At 70.5% G+C, this 19540-nt stretch carries 15 protein-coding genes and 1 rRNA gene; 11 read left to right on the top strand and 5 right to left on the bottom strand.

All coding sequences use genetic code 11. From position 1 onward, the window contains the following. Positions 1 to 256 precede the first annotated feature (256 nt). From FHU36_RS09400 to FHU36_RS09410, 3 genes are all read left to right on the top strand, one after another. On the top strand, positions 257 to 1183 hold the full coding sequence (locus FHU36_RS09400) for an ABC transporter permease (protein WP_185083352.1): 927 nt from the start codon (positions 257 to 259) through the stop codon (positions 1181 to 1183). After that, positions 1176 to 2081, top strand: coding sequence for an ABC transporter ATP-binding protein (locus FHU36_RS09405; RefSeq protein ID WP_185083353.1), 906 nt, complete (start codon positions 1176 to 1178; stop codon positions 2079 to 2081). The genes FHU36_RS09400 and FHU36_RS09405 overlap by 8 nt, the downstream gene beginning before the upstream one ends. 124 nt (positions 2082 to 2205) lie before the next feature. Next, on the top strand, positions 2206 to 2361 hold the full coding sequence (locus FHU36_RS09410; RefSeq protein ID WP_185083354.1) for a hypothetical protein: 156 nt from the start codon (positions 2206 to 2208) through the stop codon (positions 2359 to 2361). 648 nt (positions 2362 to 3009) lie between these two features. Here the strand turns inward: FHU36_RS09410 and FHU36_RS09415 are convergent. Then, positions 3010 to 4458 carry a hypothetical protein gene (locus FHU36_RS09415; protein ID WP_185083355.1) on the bottom strand — a complete coding sequence of 483 codons (1449 nt, stop codon included), beginning with the start codon at positions 4456 to 4458 and terminating at the stop codon, positions 3010 to 3012. A 393-nt stretch (positions 4459 to 4851) separates the two neighbouring features. Continuing rightward, positions 4852 to 6168: a KamA family radical SAM protein gene (locus FHU36_RS09420; protein WP_185083356.1), complete on the bottom strand. Its 1317-nt coding sequence runs from the start codon at positions 6166 to 6168 to the stop codon at positions 4852 to 4854. Positions 6169 to 6344: 176 nt separating this feature from the next. Here FHU36_RS09420 and FHU36_RS09425 point away from each other — a divergent pair, with 176 nt between their 5' ends. The 5 genes from FHU36_RS09425 to FHU36_RS09445 all read left to right on the top strand — a co-directional run bounded on the left by FHU36_RS09425 (position 6345) and on the right by FHU36_RS09445 (position 13609). Continuing rightward, positions 6345 to 6902, top strand: a complete 558-nt coding sequence (locus FHU36_RS09425) for a DUF1707 SHOCT-like domain-containing protein (RefSeq protein WP_312891508.1) — start codon at positions 6345 to 6347, stop codon at positions 6900 to 6902. 125 nt (positions 6903 to 7027) lie between these two features. Beyond that, on the top strand, positions 7028 to 8047 hold the full coding sequence (gene plsX / locus FHU36_RS09430; protein ID WP_312891509.1) for a phosphate acyltransferase PlsX: 1020 nt from the start codon (positions 7028 to 7030) through the stop codon (positions 8045 to 8047). Positions 8048 to 8095: 48 nt separating this feature from the next. Next, a complete protein-coding gene (locus FHU36_RS09435) occupies positions 8096 to 10420 on the top strand; it encodes an HAD-IC family P-type ATPase (protein WP_185083357.1) in 2325 nt (774 codons plus the stop codon). Next, entirely contained in the window at positions 10417 to 12144 is a 1728-nt protein-coding gene (gene argS, locus FHU36_RS09440) for an arginine--tRNA ligase (protein WP_185083358.1), read from the top strand. Before FHU36_RS09435 ends, argS begins: the two co-directional genes overlap by 4 nt. A 133-nt stretch (positions 12145 to 12277) precedes the next feature. After that, a complete protein-coding gene (locus tag FHU36_RS09445) occupies positions 12278 to 13609 on the top strand; it encodes a hypothetical protein (protein ID WP_246502008.1) in 1332 nt (443 codons plus the stop codon). A 687-nt stretch (positions 13610 to 14296) separates the two neighbouring features. Here the strand turns inward: FHU36_RS09445 and FHU36_RS09450 are convergent. Then, positions 14297 to 14677 (bottom strand): cell division protein SepF, encoded by a 381-nt coding sequence (locus FHU36_RS09450; RefSeq protein ID WP_185083359.1) that lies wholly within the window; start codon positions 14675 to 14677, stop codon positions 14297 to 14299. Positions 14678 to 14845: 168 nt separating this feature from the next. Between FHU36_RS09450 and FHU36_RS09455 the strand changes: the two genes are divergently transcribed. Together FHU36_RS09455 and FHU36_RS09460 are read left to right on the top strand one after the other, a co-directional pair. Beyond that, on the top strand, positions 14846 to 15616 hold the full coding sequence (locus FHU36_RS09455; RefSeq protein WP_185083360.1) for a PhzF family protein: 771 nt from the start codon (positions 14846 to 14848) through the stop codon (positions 15614 to 15616). Positions 15617 to 16423: 807 nt separating this feature from the next. After that, a complete protein-coding gene (locus FHU36_RS09460) occupies positions 16424 to 17788 on the top strand; it encodes an MFS transporter (protein WP_312891510.1) in 1365 nt (454 codons plus the stop codon). Positions 17789 to 18403: 615 nt separating this feature from the next. Here FHU36_RS09460 and FHU36_RS09465 read toward each other — a convergent pair. Further along, on the bottom strand, positions 18404 to 18703 hold the full coding sequence (locus tag FHU36_RS09465; protein WP_246502303.1) for a DUF1905 domain-containing protein: 300 nt from the start codon (positions 18701 to 18703) through the stop codon (positions 18404 to 18406). A gap of 89 nt (positions 18704 to 18792) precedes the next feature. Here FHU36_RS09465 and FHU36_RS09470 point away from each other — a divergent pair, with 89 nt between their 5' ends. Next, complete coding sequence (locus FHU36_RS09470; protein ID WP_185083362.1) at positions 18793 to 19212, top strand: hypothetical protein; 420 nt, start codon at positions 18793 to 18795, stop codon at positions 19210 to 19212. Between the two features lie 196 nt (positions 19213 to 19408). Here FHU36_RS09470 and rrf read toward each other — a convergent pair. Further along, a 5S ribosomal RNA gene (gene rrf / locus FHU36_RS09475) occupies positions 19409 to 19525 on the bottom strand. Between the last annotated feature and the right edge of the window lie 15 nt (positions 19526 to 19540).

The following is a 19540-nucleotide window of genomic DNA, read 5'->3' on the forward strand; positions in this document are numbered from 1 at the left end:
CGACATATGCCATAGAAGGCCCAACGCTCCCCAAATCGGCCAGACGGCACACCAGCGGACGTGGACAGTCGAGCAAAAATACCTCTTACCGAACCGTGCTCACGCCCTTGCCCGCCGCGCACCGGGGGTCTGGGTTACGGTTGTTCGAGTCTTGGCAACGCCTTGGGAACCAAGCGCTCCAGGACACCGTCCAACTGACTGCCACACGACCCCGTGACAGGCATCCCAACGACCCGGATCCAATAGAGTCCTAGCCATGAGTCAGCCGGAATCCGCTGTGGCGGACGCCCAGGCGGGCGGCCGGAGCGGGCAGGAGCCGCTGGCCAAGCTCGCCGCGAGATATGGGCTTCGCCGTGCCATCGCACGGCCGAGATTCCCCGTCTACGTGCGCCAGCTCTGGGAGCGACGGCACTTCATCCTGACCTACGCGACCTCGCGGAACGTCTCGAAATACTCCAACTCGGCCCTCGGCCAGCTCTGGCAGGTCCTGACCCCGCTGCTCAACGCCGGCATCTACTTCGTGATGTTCGGCATCATCCTCGGGGGCAGGGGCAACATCGCGAACTACCCCGCGTTCCTGCTGACCGGGATGTTCGTCTTCACCTACACCCAGCGCACCGTCACAGCCGGGGCCAAGTCGATCTCCGGCAACCTGTCGCTGATCCGCGCGCTGCACTTCCCGCGCGCCTCGCTGCCGCTCGCCTACGCCATCCAGGAGCTGCAGCAGCTCGCCATCTCCATGGGCGTGCTGCTGGTGATCGTGCTCATCACCCAGGAGCCGATCACCTGGTTCTGGCTGATGATCCCCATCGTGCTGCTGCTGCAGACGATGTTCAACGTCGGTGCCGGGCTCATCATCGCCCGGCTCGGCGCCTCCATGCGCGACCTCAACCAGCTCCTGCCCTTCATCACCCGCACCTGGCTCTACGCCTCGGGCGTCTTCTTCTCGATCCAGGAGAAGGTCGTGGGCAGCGCCGAGCTGCCCCAGTGGATCGCCGACGTGATGTACTACGCCAACCCCGCGGCCTCCTACATCGAGGTCATGCGCGACATCCTCATCACCAAGGTCGATCACGTCCCGCCGCAGTCCGTGTGGATATCTTGCGTATTCTGGGCAGTGTTCACACTCGGCTTCGGCTTCTGGTACTTCTGGCGTGCCGAGGAGAGGTACGGGCGTGGCTGAACTGACCGAGGAGCTGTCACTGGTGAAGGGCGAGGAGCCCGCCGTCCCCGCCAAGGCCGGCACGAACGGCAAGGCCGACAAAGCCGGTAAGGACGGGAAGGCAGACCCCGAGCCGGCCACGAACGGCGGCAAGGCCCCGCTCGACGTTCCCACGGGCACCCCCACCGTCATCGTCGACGACCTCCACATCGTCTACCGCGTCTACGGCGCGGCCACCGACGCCGAGAAGGGCAACGCGGTCAACGCCCTGACGCGCATGCTGAAGCGCCAGGGCCGCCCGCAGATGAAGGAGGTCCACGCCGTCAAGGGCGTCTCCTTCGTGGCCTACCACGGCGACGCCATCGGCATCGTGGGCCGCAACGGCTCGGGCAAGTCCACGCTGCTGCGCGCCATCGCCGGCCTGCTGCCGCCGCACGCCGGCGCCGTCTACACCGACGGCCAGCCGTCGCTGCTGGGCGTCAACGCCGCGCTCATGCGCGACCTGACCGGCGAGCGCAACATCGTGCTCGGCTGCTATGCCATGGGCATGACCCCCGCCGAGGTCAGGGAGAAGTTCCAGGAGATCGTCGACTTCTCCGGCATCGACGAGTTCGTCCAGCTCCCGATGTCCACCTACTCCTCCGGCATGGGCGCCCGGCTGCGCTTCGCCATCTCCTCCGCCAAGACCCACGACGTGCTCCTCATCGACGAGGCCCTGGCCACCGGCGACCGCGAGTTCCGCAAGAAGAGCGAGAAGCGCATCCGCCAGATCCGCGAGGAGGCCGGCACGGTCTTCCTCGTCGCCCACGACCTCCGGGTCATCGAGGAGACCTGCAACCGGGTCATCTGGCTGCACAAGGGCAAGATCAAGATGGACGGCGACCCCAAAGAGGTCCTCGCCGCCTACAACAAGGGCTGACCTCCCCTTTCTCCTCCGCGCGACCTCAGCGACACGAGTGGCGAGCGCCTGACAGGGTGACGCGTGTTCGGATATGATTCGAACGTTGTTTCGATCCACTGAGGATTGATGGAGTGGAGGCGCGATGCGAGAGCTTTCGGCCGCGATCGACCACCTGGCCATCGAGGACGTGTCAGAGATTCCCCGGACCGAGCTGACGGCCCAGCTCATCGAGCTCCACTGGCAGATGGCCAGGCTGCAGGCCCAGATCGGCCGCCGCACCGGTGTCCGCCTCCTCTGACGCTCCCCACCCCCGAGCCCACTGCCGCCCCCGCACCGGGAGACAAGGCGGAACCCCCGCGACACACCACAGCGTCAGGCACCACCCACAGCCGCGAGCACACGTGCCGGACGCTCGCCCACAGCCAACCCCGATGTGCCGTCCTCAACCCGGGGACATGGGAGGCCCCTCATCCCATGTCCCGCAGACCCGCGGGTGCCTGCCCGCGGACATGCGAATGCCGTCGGTCCCCACTGGGGACCGACGGCAGGCTGCACCCCGCGCCGCGCCGCCGCCCTGCGGTGGCGGCGCGACGCGCGAGCGCGACCCGGGTGGCGGCCCGGGCCCGGGTGTCGGTGACCGGTTCGGGCGCGTCCGCCCGTACCGGTCACCGGACCGCTCGCGTCCGCGAGGGCCTCTCACCCACGTGACCCGCCCGCCGGGCACCCGGGCACCGTGGGCGCCCGCGAGCCGGTCACGTCTGTTCTGTTCGGCGGTGCCGCGATGGCGTGGCGCACCGCCGGATGCGGTGCCGGCACCACCGGCTGCGATCCGGCGCCCTCCCGCGGGCCGCCTCGGACCGCGGCGACAGGCAGTCGAGGCGTCGGCACCTTGTGACGCCCTCTCCCATCACCACGACCCCTCGGCCGCCCGCGGCGGACGCCGCGATCACGTCTGGAGGCCGGTCCTCGGCAGACCGGAGTCGCGCAGCCCGGCACCAGGCAGCCCCACACCGGGGAGACCGGCACCGGGCAACCTCGCGCCCGGCAACCCGGCATTCGCCAGCCCGGCGCGCGGCAGACCCGCGTTCGGGAGGCCGCCGCCCGGCAGGACGGCGCGGGAGACGCCGATGCTCGGAATACCGGTGCCCGGCAGGACGGTGCCGGGGAGGACGACGCGGGAGGCGCCGGCACCCGGTCGGTCGAGGCCGGACGCGAGGTGGCGACGGACCCGGCGCAGCTCATCGGTCTCGCGGAGGACGGTCTGGCCGCCCCCTCTCGGAGCGTTGACCGCGTGCGGCACACCGGGGACCCGCGGCGGCCGCGAAGCACCAGGCACCGCGCCGGCGGCACCCTTGACCTCCGGCACCGCACCCCGGACGTCCCGCACCGCAGGCACCGCACCCCGGGCATCCCGCACCGCAGACACCGCACGCCCGGCATCGCGCCTGACCGGGAGGCCCGAAACGCCGCTCACCGCGGCCGCTCCGCGAGGCTCCGCGAGCTTCGCCCCAGCGGCGGGACCTCCCGCCTTGGCGGGCTTCACCCCGGTGGTCCAGGTACGGAGCTTGGGTGCCGCGCTCTCGGCCTTGGCGGTCTTCGTGCCGGAGGTCCGGATGGCGGTGTTCGGGCGTCCGGAGGTGCGGTCGGTACGGCCCCTCACGGAGCCCGGCGTCACGGGCGTCCCGGCGGTGGTCCGCACCCCCTCCCCGGCAGACGGCCGACGGGGCCGCCGGACCGCGCCGGTCTCGGCACCGGAAGCGGCAGGACGAGCCGTCGTAGCAGTCCCGGTGCCGGAAGCGGCAGGACGAGCCGTCGTAGCAGCTCCTGGCCTGGTTCCGGCGGGTCGAGTCCCGGCGGGACCCCGCGTCCCCGCCGTGCCCGTGCCCGCGGCACCCGTTCCGGCCACGCCGGTCGTACCGGGGAGCGCTGCGGGAGCGGCAGGGACGACCGGCAGGCCGGGCGCGGGCGCACCCGGCAGGACCGGGCCGGACTCGGGCGCGCCGACCACGAGCGGGCCGGCCGCCGGCGCGCCGGGAACGCTCACGGGACCGCCCTGCACCGACGTGCCGGGACCACTCCCCGGCCCGCCCGGCGCACCGGCGACACCGGCCACGGCGGGGGCCGCACCGGACGCGCCGGGGGCGCCCGCGGCGTCTCCCGCGACACCACCGGCCGGGACGCCCGCCACTCCCCGGTCCGCGGCGCCCGGAAGGTCGCCGGGTGCGGCGCCGAGCGGAGTCCCGTCGGCCCGGCCGAGGAGCCCGCCGCCGCCGCCCGGCTCGTCACCGGGGACGACGGCGAAGCGTTGCTCCATGGCCTGGGCCGGAGCGGCCGCAAGGGCCACCGCCAACCCGAATGACGCAGCGGCCACGGCCGCCTTGACTACACGATCCATGATTGCCTTCCCGGCTCGTGATCCGACCGCTCCGAAACCAATCGGAAAAGCGAATCGGATGACCCCCGAATACCAAGCCGGACGCGTTATGGGCACCACACGCGACGCGCCGGCCCGGCTGAGCTACCGGCGAAGTTCTATCACCCCGTCCGGGACGCTCGCAGGCCACGCCGATCCAGCGTGACGAAGGTTTGACGGCCCGGCCGAGGGATGGAGCAGAGGGCTCGGCCGGCCGACAAGTCGGGAAATAGCAGGAGGCGATTTCGGATATTCCGGTGGCGTTCCCACGTGACTGCGCAGCGCCCGGACAGCCCGCGTGCAGGAGCCGGGAAAAGCGAATGCCACGGGCCGGGGGCACAGATTTTCCGGTCGCGGGATACGCGCTTGAACCGCTCAGGGGAGCAGCAGCGACTCCTCGGCCTGGAAGGGGAACCGGTCAGCGAAGGCCGGGCGCAGATCGGTCAGCCACACCGCCTCCGGGTCGTACTTGGCGAAGAACGGCCGGCCCACCAGTGAGGGGTCGCGCGCCTGGATGAGATGCAGCATGAAGACGCGCTCACCGGCGATCTCGGTGACGCCGTCGACGCAGACCTTGCCGGGCGTGGCCGACATGGAGGGCCCGCGGACCGTACGGCAGAGCCCGGACACCGAGGCGTAGGCGTCGCGGAAGAGCTCGTACGCCCGGGCGAGCGGGACCGCGAAGTAGTCCTGCGGCCCGGTGTCGCGCTCGACGAACATGTAGTAGGGGATCATCCCCATCCGCAGTTGCCGGCGCCACATGCCCGACCACACTCCGGTGTCGTCGTTGATGGACCTGATCAGCGGCGCCTGGGTCCTGATCGTGGCCCCGCTGTCGAGGATGCGCCTGACCGCCGACTCGACCAGCGGGGACTCCAGCTCGCGCGGATGGGTGAAGTGGGCCATGAAGGCGAGGTTCTTGCCGGCGGCCACCACCTGCGAGAACAGCTCCAGCGTGGAGTCGGCGTCCGGGTCGGTGGTGAAGCGCTGCGGCCAGTAGGCCAGCGCCTTGGTGCCGATCCGGATGGACTCGAGCTGCTCCAGTTCCAGGAGCGGCTCGATGTAGCGTCTGATCACCGGCTCACCCATGATCATGGCGTCGCCGCCGGTGATCAGGACGCTGGTGACCTCGGGGTGCCGGCGGACGTAGTCGACCATCTGGCCGATGTCGTCGGAGGCGAACTTCAGGTCGGCGTCGCCGACGAACTGTGCCCAGCGGAAGCAGTAGGTGCAGTAGGCGTGGCAGGTCTGCCCCTGCTTGGGGAAGATGAGGACCGTCTCCGGATATTTGTGCTGCAGGCCCGGCACCGGCTCGTCGCCGATGCGGGGCACGTTGAGCTCCTTCTGCCCCGCGGGGTGGGGGTTGAGCTGCGCGCGCACGCGGTTGGCCTCGGCCTGGATCTCCGCGTTGGGAGCCTCGGCCTTCAGCAGGTCGGCCAGCCGGGCGACGTCGGATTCGGGCAGCATGTCCGCCTGAGGGAAGACGAGGCGGTACATGGGGTCGTCGGGCGCCGCCGACCAGTCTATGAGTTCGTCGACCACGTAGGCGTTGGTCCGAAAGGGCAGCACGGTGGCGACGGCGCGTACCTTCAGCCGTTCGTCGTCACCGAGGCCGGCCCGCTGCAGGAGCTCGTCGAGATGCTTGGACGTGTACGCCCGGAAGCGTCGCGTGCCTGCCTGGTTCAAGATCACTAGGCCTTTCCCATCTTTTTTGTTCGATCGCCGGTAAACCTCACGGCCGTGTCGCGCGTCTAGGGTTCTTATATCGGGACGCGGCCCGCGGGGGCTACGGTTCCGTGGGGCTCCAAGTTTTTCCTGAGGATTCTTGGCTCTCGCGACATATCGCGTCTTTACGTAGACTGACACATGTGACCGACGACACTCCCCTGCGCGCCTCCGACGCCGACCGCGACCGGGTGGCCGCCGTGCTCGGCGAGGCGCTCGCCTCCGGACGACTCACCAGCGTCGAGCACGCCGACCGCCTCGACGCCGCCTACACGGCCAGGACGGTCGGCGAGCTCGTCCCCCTCACCAGAGACCTCCCCGACGTGACCGTCTCGCACGTCCCCGCCGCGGTCGAGCGGCAGACGATCGACTCGACGTTCAGCAAGGTGATCAGGAAGGGCCGCTGGGTCGCCTCGCGGCACACACGGCTGTCGGCCAGGTTCGGCGCGCTGATCGTCGACCTGTCCCAGGCCGTGCTGCCCGGCCGCGAGATCACCATCGAGGCCGACGCCCGCTTCGCCAAGCTGATCGTGCGCGTCCCCGACGACGCCCGGGTGATCGACGAGGGCGGCTCCATGTTCGGCAAACGCGACGTGACGGGCGGCTCCGAGGGCGACGGGCCGCTCATCCGCATCGTCGGCAGGTCGATGTTCGCCAAGGTGGTCGTCTCCCGCGGTGTCTCCGACTGGAACCTGGCGTAGGGCCATCTCGGGCACCGGTTAGCCTTGGCATGCATCCCGCCTGCGATGCGGACACACCCGCGCCCGCGTTCCGGCCACTCGATGATGGAGGCGGCAGCGGGCTCGCACACCGTACGAGGTGACCAGTGTCCGACAGCAAGCCGATCGCGCTCGACGCCATGGGCGGCGACCACGCACCGCACGAGATCGTGGCGGGCGCGGTGCACGCCGTCCGCGAGCGCGGGCTGCCGGTCGTGCTCGTCGGCTCCCCCCGCGTGCTGTACGAGGCGCTCGCCGACCACGACGCCACCAGGGAGATCCCGATCGTCCGGGCCGAGGAGGCCCTGGCCATGGACGAGGGCGCGCTGGCCAGCCTGCGCCGCCCCCGCTCCAGCATCGCGATCGCCGATCATCTGGTCCGGCGGGGCGACGCGTGCGCCGTGGTGTCGGCCGGCTCGACGGCCGGCATCGTGGCCACCGGCAGGCTCCGGCTCAAGGCCCAGCAGGGTGTGCTCCGCCCCGCCATCGCCGTCGCCCTGCCCACCCTGCCGCATCCCACGCTGCTTCTCGACGCGGGCGCGAACGCCGAGGTCAAGCCGGAGATGCTGGTGCAGTTCGCGCACCTGGGCTCCGCCTACGCCGAGCTGGCCTTCGACATCTCCAAGCCCCGGGTCGGCCTGCTCACGATCGGCAGCGAGCCCGAGAAGGGCACCAAGCTCATCAAAAGGGCGCACGAACTGCTGCACGCCTCCGCCGGCATCGACTTCACCGGCAACGTCGAGGGCTACGACCTGCTGAACGGCGTCGCGGACGTGATCGTCACCGACGGCTTCACCGGCAACGTGGCGCTGAAGACCATGGAAGGCGCCGTCCGCTACGCCTTCCAGCAGCTCAAGGAGACGATGTCCGACACCGCGGCGGCCCGGCTGGGCGCGTTCCTGCAGCGCTCGCGCATCCGCGACCTGCACCGCCGGCTCGACGCCGAGGCCCACGGCGGCGCGGTGCTGCTCGGCCTCAACGGCACCGTCGTGATCGCCCACGGCTCCTCGCGCGCCCAGGGCATCAGCGCGGCCTGCCAGCTCGCCGCCGACCTGGCCGCCGGCGGCATCGTGACCAGGATCGGCGAGCGGATCGCCACGACCCAGCGCGCGAACAAGCGACGATAACCCCCACCGTGTGGCAGTCTTGGGCGGTCCACACAAACGGGGGGATGGGTGGAAGGGCTCACCTCGGCACAGGCTGCCCAGGCGCGGAAGAACGTCGTACCACGCCGCTCCAGCAGGTCGTTCGGCGCGATCGTCAGGGCCAACGTCCTCACGCTCTTCAACCTGGTCATCGGCGTCCTCTGGGCGCTCATCCTGATCTTCGGGCACTGGCAGGACAGCATGTTCGGCCTGGTGATCGTGGCGAACGCGCTGATCGGCATCGTCCAGGAATGGCGCGCCAAGCGCACGCTCGACCGGCTGGCCGTCATCAACGAGGCACCGGTCACGGTCCGCCGCGACGGCCGCGACCAGGAGCTCCTGCCGCACGAGGTGGCGCTCGGCGACCTCGTCCTGCTCGGCCCCGGCGACCGGCTGCTGGTGGACGGCGAGGTCGTCCACTCCGACGGGCTGGAGATCGACGAGTCGCTGCTCACCGGCGAGGCCGACCCGGTCCACAAGCGGCCGGGCGACCAGGCGCTCTCGGGCAGTTTCGCCGTCGCCGGCTCCGGCGCGTTCGTCGCCACCCGGGTCGGCACCGACGCCTACGCCGTCCGGCTCGCCGAGGAGGCCAGCAAGTTCCACCTCGCGCGCTCGGAACTGCGCGACGGCGTACGCAACTTCATCAAGTACATCACCTGGCTGGTCCTGCCGATCGGCGCGCTGCTGACCTACAGCCAGCTGCGCAACTCGGCCGACTTCGGCACCGCCATCACCGGCGCGGTCGCCGGCATCGTCACCATGATCCCCGAGGGCCTGGTGCTGATGACCTCGATCGCCTTCGCCGTCGGCGTCGTCCGGCTGGGCCGGCGCAGGTGCCTGGTCCAGGAACTGCCCGCGATCGAGGGCCTGGCCCGGGTGGACGTGCTCTGCCTGGACAAGACGGGCACGCTGACCGCCGGCGGCATGGACCTCGACCGGGTGCTGCCGTTAGGGGACGACCGGCCGGTGCGCGAGGCGCTCGCCGCCCTGGCCAACGTCGACCACCGGCCCAACGCCACCGCCCAGGCCATCCAGGTCCGCTACCCCTCGACGCCCGACGGGTGGCTGGCCACCGAGACCGTGCCGTTCTCCTCGGCGCGCAAGTGGAGCGGCGCCGACTTCGGTCCGCACGGGGCCTGGGTGCTCGGCGCTCCCGACGTGCTGCTCGACGAGGACCACGACGGATACCGGCGGGCCGCGAAGCTGGCGGCCACCGGGGCCCGGGTGCTCGCCCTCTGCCGTACCGGCGGCCTGGCCGCGGTCACGGACGGCGGCGGACCCGGCGCGACGGGCGGGCCGGGCGCGGAGATCGAGTGTGTGGCACTCGTCACCCTCAAGCAGCGCATCAGGCCCGACGCCCACGAGACCCTGGAGTACTTCGCCCGGCAGGGCGTCACCGTCAAGGTCATCTCCGGCGACAACCCCGAGGCGGTCTCCGCCATCGCCACCGGCCTCGGAATCCCCGACGGCCACCGGGCGATCGACGCCAGGACCCTGCCGGAGGACGACCCGGACAAGCTCGCCGAGATCCTCGACACCAACGCCGTCTTCGGCCGGGTCACCCCGCGCCAGAAGCGCCAGTTCGTCGCCGCCCTCCAGGCGCGCGGCCACACCGTGGCGATGACCGGCGACGGCGTAAACGACGTGCTCGCGCTCAAGGACGCCGACCTGGGCATCGCGATGGGCGCGGGCAGCCCCGCCACCAAGGCGGTCGCCCAGGTGGTCCTGCTCGACAACAAGTTCGCGACGCTGCCGCACGTCGTCGGCGAGGGCCGCCGCGTGCTGGCCAACATCGAGCGGGTCTCCAACCTCTTCCTCACCAAGACCTTCTACGCGATCGTGCTGTCGCTGCTCACCGGAGTGCTCGGGATGATGTTCCCGTTCGCGCCGCGGCACTCGACGCTGGTCAACGCCCTCACCATCGGGGTGCCGGCGCTCTTCCTGGCGCTCGCGCCGACCCTGGAGCGGGCGCGGCCCGGCTTCGTGCCGCGCGTGCTCCGCTTCGCCGTACCGGCCGGGGTCGTGTGCGCGGCGGCGGTGATGCTGTCGTTCTGGGCGGCGCACAGCGACACCTCCACCCTGAACCAGGACCGCACGGCCGCGGTGATCGCACTGTTCCTCACCACGTGGTGGGTGCTCGTGCTCATCGCCAGGCCGCTCAACTGGTGGCGGGTCGTGCTGGTCGCCTCCATGGCCGCGCTGTTCGCGGTGGCGCTGGCGCTGCCGTTCGTCCGCGAGTTGTTCGCCCTCGAACCCGCCGGCACGGCCAGCGATCTGACCGCCGTCGGCATCTCCGCGGTCGCCGCGATAACGATCAGCGTCGCGGTCAGGCTCGCCGGTACCCTTAGAGCATGACCGACCCGCAGATTGTGCTCACCGAGCGCGTGCAGCAGGCCCTGGCCGCCGCGTTCGGTGCCGAGCACGCCGACGCAGACCCGCTGATCCGGCCCTCCCAGTTCGCCGACTTCCAGGCGAACGTCGCGATGAGCCTGGCCAAGCGTCTGCGACGGTCGCCGCGGGAGGTCGCCCAGGCACTCGCCGCCGAGCTGTCCGACTTCCCCGGCACGGTCGAGGTCAGCGGCCCCGGCTTCCTCAACATCACGCTCGACGACTCGTGGATCGCCGCCGAGGCCACGAGCATGCTGCGCGACCCGCGCGCCGGCGTCGGGACGGTCACCCCGCCGCAGACCGTCGTGATCGACTACTCCGCGCCCAACGCGGCCAAGGAGATGCACGTCGGCCACCTGCGCACGACGATCGTCGGCGACGCGCTGGCCCGCGTCCACGAGCACGTGGGCAACACCGTCATCCGGCAGAACCACCTCGGCGACTGGGGCACGCCGTTCGGCATGCTCATCGAGCACCTGCTCGACATCGGCGAGGAGGCCGCGGTCGAGCAGCTCGAGGCCGGCATGGGCACCGAGTTCTACCAGGCGGCGCGCGCCAAGTTCGACGGCGACGACGACTTCAAGGCACGCTCCCGCACCCGGGTGACCACGCTCCAGTCAGGCGACGCCGACACGCTGCGGCTGTGGCACGTCTTCATGGACGCGACCGTCCGCTACTTCAACAAGGTCTACGGCATGCTCGGCGTCACCCTCACCGACGCCGACCTCGCCGGCGAGAGCATGTACAACCCGATGCTCGCCAAGACCTGCGACGACCTGGAGGCCGCCGGGGTCGCGGTGCTGAGCGAGGGCGCGCTGTGCCTCTTCCCGCCCGGCTTCACCGGCTCCGACGACAAGCCGCTGCCGCTCATCATCCGCAAGAGTGACGGCGGCTACGGCTACGCCTCCACCGACATGGCGGCGATCCGCTACCGGGTGCACGACCTCAAGGCCGACCGCCTCCTCTACGTCGTCGGCGCCGACCAGGCGCTCCACTTCCGCATGGTGTTCGCCGCCGCCCAGCAGGCCGGCTGGCTGCCCGACACCGTCTCGGCCGAGCACGTCCAGATCGGCATGATGCTCGGCAAGGACGGCCGCCGGTTCAAGACCCGGTCCGGCGAGTCGGTCAAGCTGATGGCCCTGCTGCAGGAGGCCGTCGACCGGGCCGGGGCCGCCATCGCCGAACGCGGTTACGACGAGGCGACCCGGGCCGAGATCGCGCAGGACGTGGGCATGGGCGCGGTCAAGTACGCCGACCTGTCGGTCAGCCACGACAGCGAGTACGTCTTCGACTTCGACCGCATGCTGAAGTTCACCGGCAACACCGGGCCGTACATGCAGTACGCCACCGCCCGGATCCGGTCGATCTTCCGCAAGGCCGGCATCACGCCTGCCGACGCCGACGGCGCCGTCGTGCCGGCCCAGCCGTCCGAGCGGGCGCTGGCCCTGCACCTGCTGCGCTTCGGCGTGCTCGTCGAGCACGTCGCGACCGCCTCCGAGCCGCACACGCTGTGCGCCTTCCTGTTCGAGACCGCGAGCCTGTTCAGCACCTTCTACGAGGAGTGCCCGGTCATCAAGGAAGGCGTCGACGCCGAGACGAAGCAGCAGCGGCTGGCGCTGTGCGCGCTGACCCTGCGCGTGCTGGAGACCGGCCTCGACCTGCTCGGGATGCCCGTTCCCGAACGCATGTGACCCTCGGCGGTGACCCGCACCGGCCACCGCGCCGTACCTCTTGTCGTGGGCGCGCCTCCACCTGGTTGGCGCGCCCCCCGGTTAGGCTTTACGCGGTCATGAACCGAGGCCGTACATGGGGGAGTTCTCTGCCTTGAGCACGGATCTGACTGCGGACCCCCAGGCAGCGGCAGAGCTGCACCGCTATGCCGAGGCCCTGCTGGCACACCTGGCCGCCAACGGCGCCGCCCCTCCGTCCCCGCCCGGCTTCCGCGACATCCCGGGCTACTGGCTCTCCCCTGCCGTTCACGCGCTGGTCGCGATCCTGGCCGGCGACGACCCCCTCGAACCCCTCAGCCGGGCCGCCGGCCGCGACCAGCAGCAGACCGCGCTCTTCCTCTGCCTGGCGCTGGCCGTCGCCGGCCACGGCAGCCGCATCCACGCCTCCTGGCTCGGCACCGCCTTCGGCGAGCTCTCCCTCGACCAGCCCGTCACCCACGGCCAGCGCGCGCTCTGGCTGGCCGCCGCCCGCGGCGCCTACGGCCCGGCCGGCAAGATCTTCGTTCTGCGCAGGCTCGACACGCTCGCCGTACCTGACCATGCCGACCACCCGGAGTGGGTGCAGGCCCTCGCGCCCGGCGAGCCGACCGTGGTCGTGCCTGCCTCGCTCGTCGACTTCCCGGAGATGGCCGAACTACCCGAGCTGGCCAAGCCCGCCCAGGCGGCGGCCCGCCTGGCGCGGCTGCGCGCCCGCTGCCTGGAGATCACCTCCACCCGGCAGGCCGACCAGAGTTCCGCCGCCCCGCTCACCAACAGCACCGCGAGCCCCGCCACGGCCTGGCACGAGGACGAGCCGATCGCCGTGCTCCGCTCACTGATCGGCCTGGGCGGCCCAGCCGGCCCGCTGGCCTCGCTCACCTCACACCTGCTCGACGACCTGCGCCCCACCGCCGACCCGCACCTGGCGGCCATCGCGCTGCACGTGGCCGCGCCGATCCTGCGCGGCGTGGCCGAGGAACTGGAGGCCGACAGCCGCCTGGAGCCGCCCGCCACACTGACCGTGACACTGCTCGGCCACCCCATCGAACTCCACCCCGAAGGCCCCGACGAGGCCTCACTCGCCGAGGCCGAGGCCGCCATCGTCGCGGAGGGCACCCTGCCACGCCCCACCCCGTGGGCCGTCATCCTCCTGATCGTGGCCGGTGTCGGCTGCCTGGCGGGAGCCGTGGCGGCTGGGTGGCTGCTCGCCGGGGTGGGGGTGGCCCTGCTGGGGGTCGCGGGCTGGCAACTCTGGCGGCGCCGCGACGCGATCGCCTCGGACGCGCGCTTCGTGGCCGCGCGCGTGGCCGAACTCCGCGAACTCGCCGACGGCGCCGTCTGGGCCCTGCACGCGTACGCCCGCGAATCCGACACCCGGGCCAAGCAGGCCGCCGACGACGCGGCGGAACTCACCCGCCTCATCCGCCGCGGCCCCCGCGCCGCATGACACCCGAACCGGCCTCACCACTCACCGCGGATCCGACCAGCAACCACGTCCGCCACCTCACCCAACCGGAGTCGCTCCCCACATCGCACGACCAGAGCGTCCACCGCACCGCACGGCTAGCAGGCTGGCGGTGAAGCCTGCCGTCGGCGCCTGGTTCGACCCGCCGCCCGAGCGGCAGGACCTCTCGCGACCCGCGCCACACAGCCGGGATCAAGACCCCGTCACCGGCGCACGCGCAGAAGTCCATGACCCGTCACTGTTGACCCCCGGGGGTGATCGCAGGTCACGAACCCGTGGGCCCGCACCCGCTTGGCGTCTCCCAGGCCGCGAGCGGCACAGTCATCCTCGCGTGACCAGAGTCGGCGACGTTCCTCAGACCAGCGCCGTGAGGCGCTGGGAGGTGCCATGCCCGGGGACGACCGCCCCTCATGCAGCCGCCCACCGGTTAGGCGCCCCCGCGCACGACCGGTGAGCGTGACCGCGAGGCCGGCCCCGACTGGCCCCTCGGTCCACGACCGGTAAGGCCGCACCCTCGTCCGGAGGGTACGACCGAAACGGCCGCGCTCGTCCGGCCGAGGAGGTGGACCGGTCCGCCGCAGCTCATACGGCATGGCTCGCCTGGATCGGCCCGTCGCAAGCATGCGACGGACCAGAGCTCTCGACCGGCTCCTCGGCCTCGCGCGCGGCCTAGGTGGTCTCGATCTCTACGTGGGCCGGCGCGAGCAGGAAGACGCGGTCGGCGATGCGCTCGATCCGCCCTTCGCACCCGTACGCCAGACCTGCCGCGAAGTCGACCATCCTGGTCGCCTCCGGCATCGGCATGCCCGTCACATCCATGATCACCGTCTGGCCGTCACGGAAGTGCTGCCCGATCATCGGCGCGTCGTTGTACTTGAGCGGCTGCACCATCACGATCCGTGACGAGTCAACGGTCGCCCGCCACCTCCTCGCGGCCCGCTCCGACGCCGGCATGTACTCTTCTTCGTACTGCTCGTCGTCGTAGTGGTCGTCGTAATGATCGATCCCGCCCAGGCCAAGGTAGCCCGCCACCTTGCGCACTGCCCCCATCGGCTTGTCCTTTCCTCAGGAACTCACCGTAATCGGCACGTCCCTACACATTGGACGGTAACCGACGATTCCGTGTTCGCCATGCGACACGCCCACGACTAATTCCATTTTGTACGGCTTGCAGTCTGCTTTCATCTGGATAACTGTCTCCCCAGATAGCATCGAGTCATGCGCGTGTTCACTGTAGACGCCTTCACCGACAGTCCGTTCAAGGGTAATCCGGCCGGCGTCTGCCTGCTGGAGTCTCCGGCACCCGACTCATGGATGCAGGCGGTGGCCACCGAGATGGGCCTGTCGGAGACCGCGTTCCTGCTCGGCGAAACGCTGCGCTGGTTCACTCCGGCGGTCGAGGTCTCGCTCTGTGGCCACGCGACGCTGGCCACCGCCCACGTTCTCTATTCGACGGGCGCGGCGACCGGTCAGCTCGATTTCCTGACCGCCAGCGGAACGCTCAGGGTGAATCGAGCCGCCGACGGCATGATCACTATGGATTTTCCGGCCAAGGAAGTGACACCCACCACAGTTCCACCCGGACTGGAAAAAGCGCTCGGCGCCACCCCCGTGAGCGTGGGCCGAAGCACCCTCGACCTGCTGGTGGAGCTGCGGTCGGAGGACGAGGTGCGCTCCCTCAGCCCGGACATCCAGGCACTGGGCGCGGTCGACGCGCGGGGCGTCATCGTGACGGCCGCGGCCACGACGGAGGGCCACGACTTCGTCTCCCGCTTCTTCGCCCCGAACGTCGGCGTCCCCGAGGATCCGGTGACAGGCTCGGCGCACTGCGCCCTGGCCCCTTACTGGTCCCAGCGCCTCGGCCGCACCGAACTGGTGGGTGCGCAACTGTCCGCCAGGGGCGGCCTGGTCCGCGTCACTGCCGCCGGCGACCGGGTCCACCTGGCGGGCCACGCGGTGACGGTCCTCTCCGGCGAGCTGTACATCTAGCGGTGCCCGATCGCAGACGGGCCCGCCGCGCAGGATCGGGAGCACCACTGAGACGGCGACCCCACGAGCGCCGAGGGCAAACGAGAGCACGGCCTCCGCGAGAGCCCGGACCCCACCACCTGACAGCGTCCGCCCCACACCACCACCCCGCTGCAACGGCACGGGCTCCGCGAGAGCCAGGGTGCGTGACGGGATCGGGCACTGTCCAGCTGCGGCTCCTCCTGCTGCCTTTGGCCCGCCACAGTTCTGCTTACGCGCGCTCAGACAGAGGGTGTAGCCGCCCGGCTGGCGTGGGTCCCGCCGCCGGGCCCCGCGACCGCTCCGACCCCCGCCCAGCGCCGCAGGAAGACAGGGGCGGCGAACGGTCGGCGGCGGCGAGGCTACCAGGGTGCCGACGACACCGTCCTCGCCTCCCTCAAGCGAAACCCGCACCGACCGTGCCGCCTGTCCTGCGACCAGAAGTCCGTCAACCACGCTCATGCCGGGCCGCCGCCATCGGCGAAGGCGCCGTCGCCCCCATCACGGCCAGGAAGCGCTGGCTGCCCCTGTGACCGGGCCGGTGCAGTCGTGTGATCACCCTGGTGATCGGGTCCCGGCTCCGAACGTGACGTGATCTGCGGCCGAACCCGCATCAGGTTCTGCATGGGATGGGGACGTGGCTTGGGGCAGAACCTCAGCGGGCCTCGCTCGAGGGTGCTGCTAGCGTGTGCTCGTGCCGAAGACAGACAAGGTGCGCCGTCGCTGAGAGCGGCGGCGCAAAACCTCAGTTCTCGCCGTCGCTCCTGACCCTGGGCCAGGAGCGCCTATGTGGCGCTCGGATTTCCCTTGCTCCGGAGCGCATCCATGTTCGCCTTGTCTCGTCGCCAACGTCGGCGTGTCCTTGTCGCTGACCTCATCTCGACCGCGGTGTTCCCGCTCGCAATCACCGGCGCGACAGCAATCGTCCCCGATGTGACCGCGCAACTGCCCGGTGCGGGCGCCCTGGGTCCGTGGATCGTCCTCGCCTACAACGGGCTCTTCGCTGCAGCCCTACTGCTGGCGGGGGCGACAGCGGACCGCACCGCCCGGACCCGGTTCTTCGCCATCGGCAACATCGTTGTCGCAGTCACCGGGGTCTTGTCCGCCCTCGCTCCAGACCTGATGTCTCTGGTAGCCCTCCGCGTGGTCGCCGGCGTCGGGGCGGCCATGTGCGCCGCCGGTGGATCATCGATGATCTTGGCTGTGTACCCGCCGGACGAACGGCGTCGGGTGTACGGCTACGCGGGCGCCGTGCTGGGCAGCAGTCTGGCACTGGGCCCGGTCGTTGCCCAGACCCTCATGGCCATCGGAGGCTGGCCCCTGGTCTTCGTCGCGCCGGCGGCTGTTGCCGGCCTCGCGGCCTTGGCCACGCTCGGGCTTCCGGGTCTTCGCAGTCCCGAGGTGCCCGACAACTTCGACCTTGCCGGCGCTGTCCTCTTCGGGGTGACCATCGCCGCCGCGGTGACCGCACTCGGGCTGGGCCTTGGGGTCGGAGTCCCGTGGTGGGGGCCGGGAGTACTCGTCCTCGTCGCGGCAGCCGGCGCCACGGGGCTCGTCCGCGTGGAACGGCGTGCATCTGATCCCGCGATCCCCGTGGACCTGTTGCGGATCCCCGCCTATCGCGCGTACGCCGTGGCGACGGGTGCCTTCATGGGGATGCTCGTGGTGGGGTTGGCCGCGCTCCCGCAGCTTGGCTCTGCCCAGAGCATGGGTCCAGGCGAGGCAGCGGTCATGCTCAGCCTGCTGACCGTGCCGTCAACGGTCCTACCGCTTCTTGCCGCGCGGCTCGCGCGCCGACGGGCACGGCCGCTGGTGACAACCGCCCTGTTCGCCTGCGCCGTCACCGCGCTCATCCTGCAAGTCACCGACCAACCTGCCGCTCTTCTCGGCGCGGCCGGGGTCATCGGGCTGTGTCTTGGGCTGACCGAAGGCGTCCCAGACGGACAAGCACTCAAGTACGTGCCCTCCCAGCGCGGAGGGGCGGGCGCCGCGCTGTTCAGCACGACGCGGATGAGCTTGGAAACGCTCACCCTGGCGGCTGCCACCGGGGTGATGGCGGCTCTAGGTCCCTCATCCGGAATGGCGGTCGCTGGAGCCGTGTGCCTCGCCGCCGGCGTCATCGTCCATCAAGCCGTCCCCCTTCGCGACGCATAGTCCCGGGCTGCACTCTCCTGCCGCCGACATGGCACGCGTGGCCGCTGGCACGCTCGTCACCGTCCGTGTCGGCGGTCCGGCGCTTACTACTGCAACGGCACTCATATGGTGGTGTGGCCGCGTCTTCGACAGCAGGAGCGGTGGGCTTGGGCTTGTCGCCGACGGTGCCAACATGACCAGGCGGGGACATGAGACGCTGAGTGGCGCGGCTGCGGGAGTAGACCGATCAGCAGGCGCCGGGTCTCGTGGGTCTTCGCATGTGACCCGGCTGCGCTGTCCCGTGAACACCTTGCGTGATCGGACTCCGGCTCCGGAGCGTGACGGTGGTCGGCGGTTCACCCGCGTCGTCGGTCGTTCCCGAACCCCGGTCCAAAGAGTCTTTTCCATCTTGATCAACGGCCGTCTTCTGCGTTCAGAAGGACGAGGCCGGCCTGCACGATCACGATCGCCCGGCGACCGCCGAGCAACGCAGCCGACCGGCCGTCTTGAGCGGGTTGAAGGATCCGTCGACGGCACGCCAAAGCGCCGCCGGAGCACAGGACCAGCCCGGCTCCCCCCCGCATGGAGCTGTCCATCAGCCTAGTGGTGCCCGGGAGCACGGCGCCGGCGGGCCGGTCAGACGTCGAGGAGCTCGACGGTCACGCTCGCCACGTCACCCGCGCCGAGCCCTTCGGCCTCGCGCACAGTCCGCTTGATCGGCAGCGCGTAGCAACCGCGCCGCTTGTCCGGGAAGATGGAGGTCTTCCAGCTGCTCCCGCCGATCGTGACCCGCACCCGCAACGAACCGAACCCACGCCGCGATCCGCCGGTCATGTCCTGAATCGCCTCGGACTCCTCGACGGGCAGGCTGACGAAGGTCCAGCTGTCAGCCCGTCGAGCATCCCAGATCCACAGCTCGGCATCGAAGACGACCATCACGGGCACAGCATGGCACGCGGGTCCGACATACCTTCGGCATACTGCCGCGTCCAAGAATGGTGATCACGACCTACGGGAGGGACACCATGAAGATCCTGCGCAACGTGGCTGTAGTCGCCGCCCTGGGCCTGGCCACGTCGATCACGGCGACGCCTGCCATGGCATCCGCCGACCAGTACCTCATCGCACGCTGCAAGAGCGGCAACTTCGGCATCGAGATCAGCGCGCGCTACCGGACGACCGGGACACAGCACCTGTTCAACCAGCTGTCCTGGCGAATCACCGGCAATGTCGGCAGCAAGAACACCGTCCGCTTCTACTTCATGCAGGACGCTCAGCCGGACTTCGTGTTCAAAGCCTTCAACTACACGGGCGGCAAGACGGGCTCGCGGAACATCTGGGTGACCAGGCCGAAGCCGCACAAGGTGTTCGTGAGGTTCGGTGCGCGGTTCGACACGAGCGCCTCCTCCGACCCGGGCTGCGCATACCAGACCCGGGGCATCTAGCGTGATGGGCCGGTCACCCCGAGAGTGTGACTGGCCCGGGGTGACCCTGTTCGACGGCGTCGGGCACACGGCATCGCCGTCAGCCCTGGCTGTCAGGTGGACAGCGGGACGTCAATTGCTCGCGCCCTCTTACGGGAGTCTCCGGGCATACGAAAAAGGGGCCCCACCCGAAGGTGAGACCCCCTAATCAAAAATTGTCCGGCGGTGACCTACTCTCCCACACCCTCCCGAGTGCAGTACCATCGGCGCTGAGAAGCTTAACTTCCGGGTTCGGAATGTAACCGGGTGTTTCCTTCCCGCCATAACCGCCGTAACCCCACGAGACCAC

The organism is Nonomuraea muscovyensis (assembly GCF_014207745.1).
In the GTDB taxonomy this organism is placed as follows: Bacteria; Actinomycetota; Actinomycetes; order Streptosporangiales; family Streptosporangiaceae; genus Nonomuraea; species Nonomuraea muscovyensis.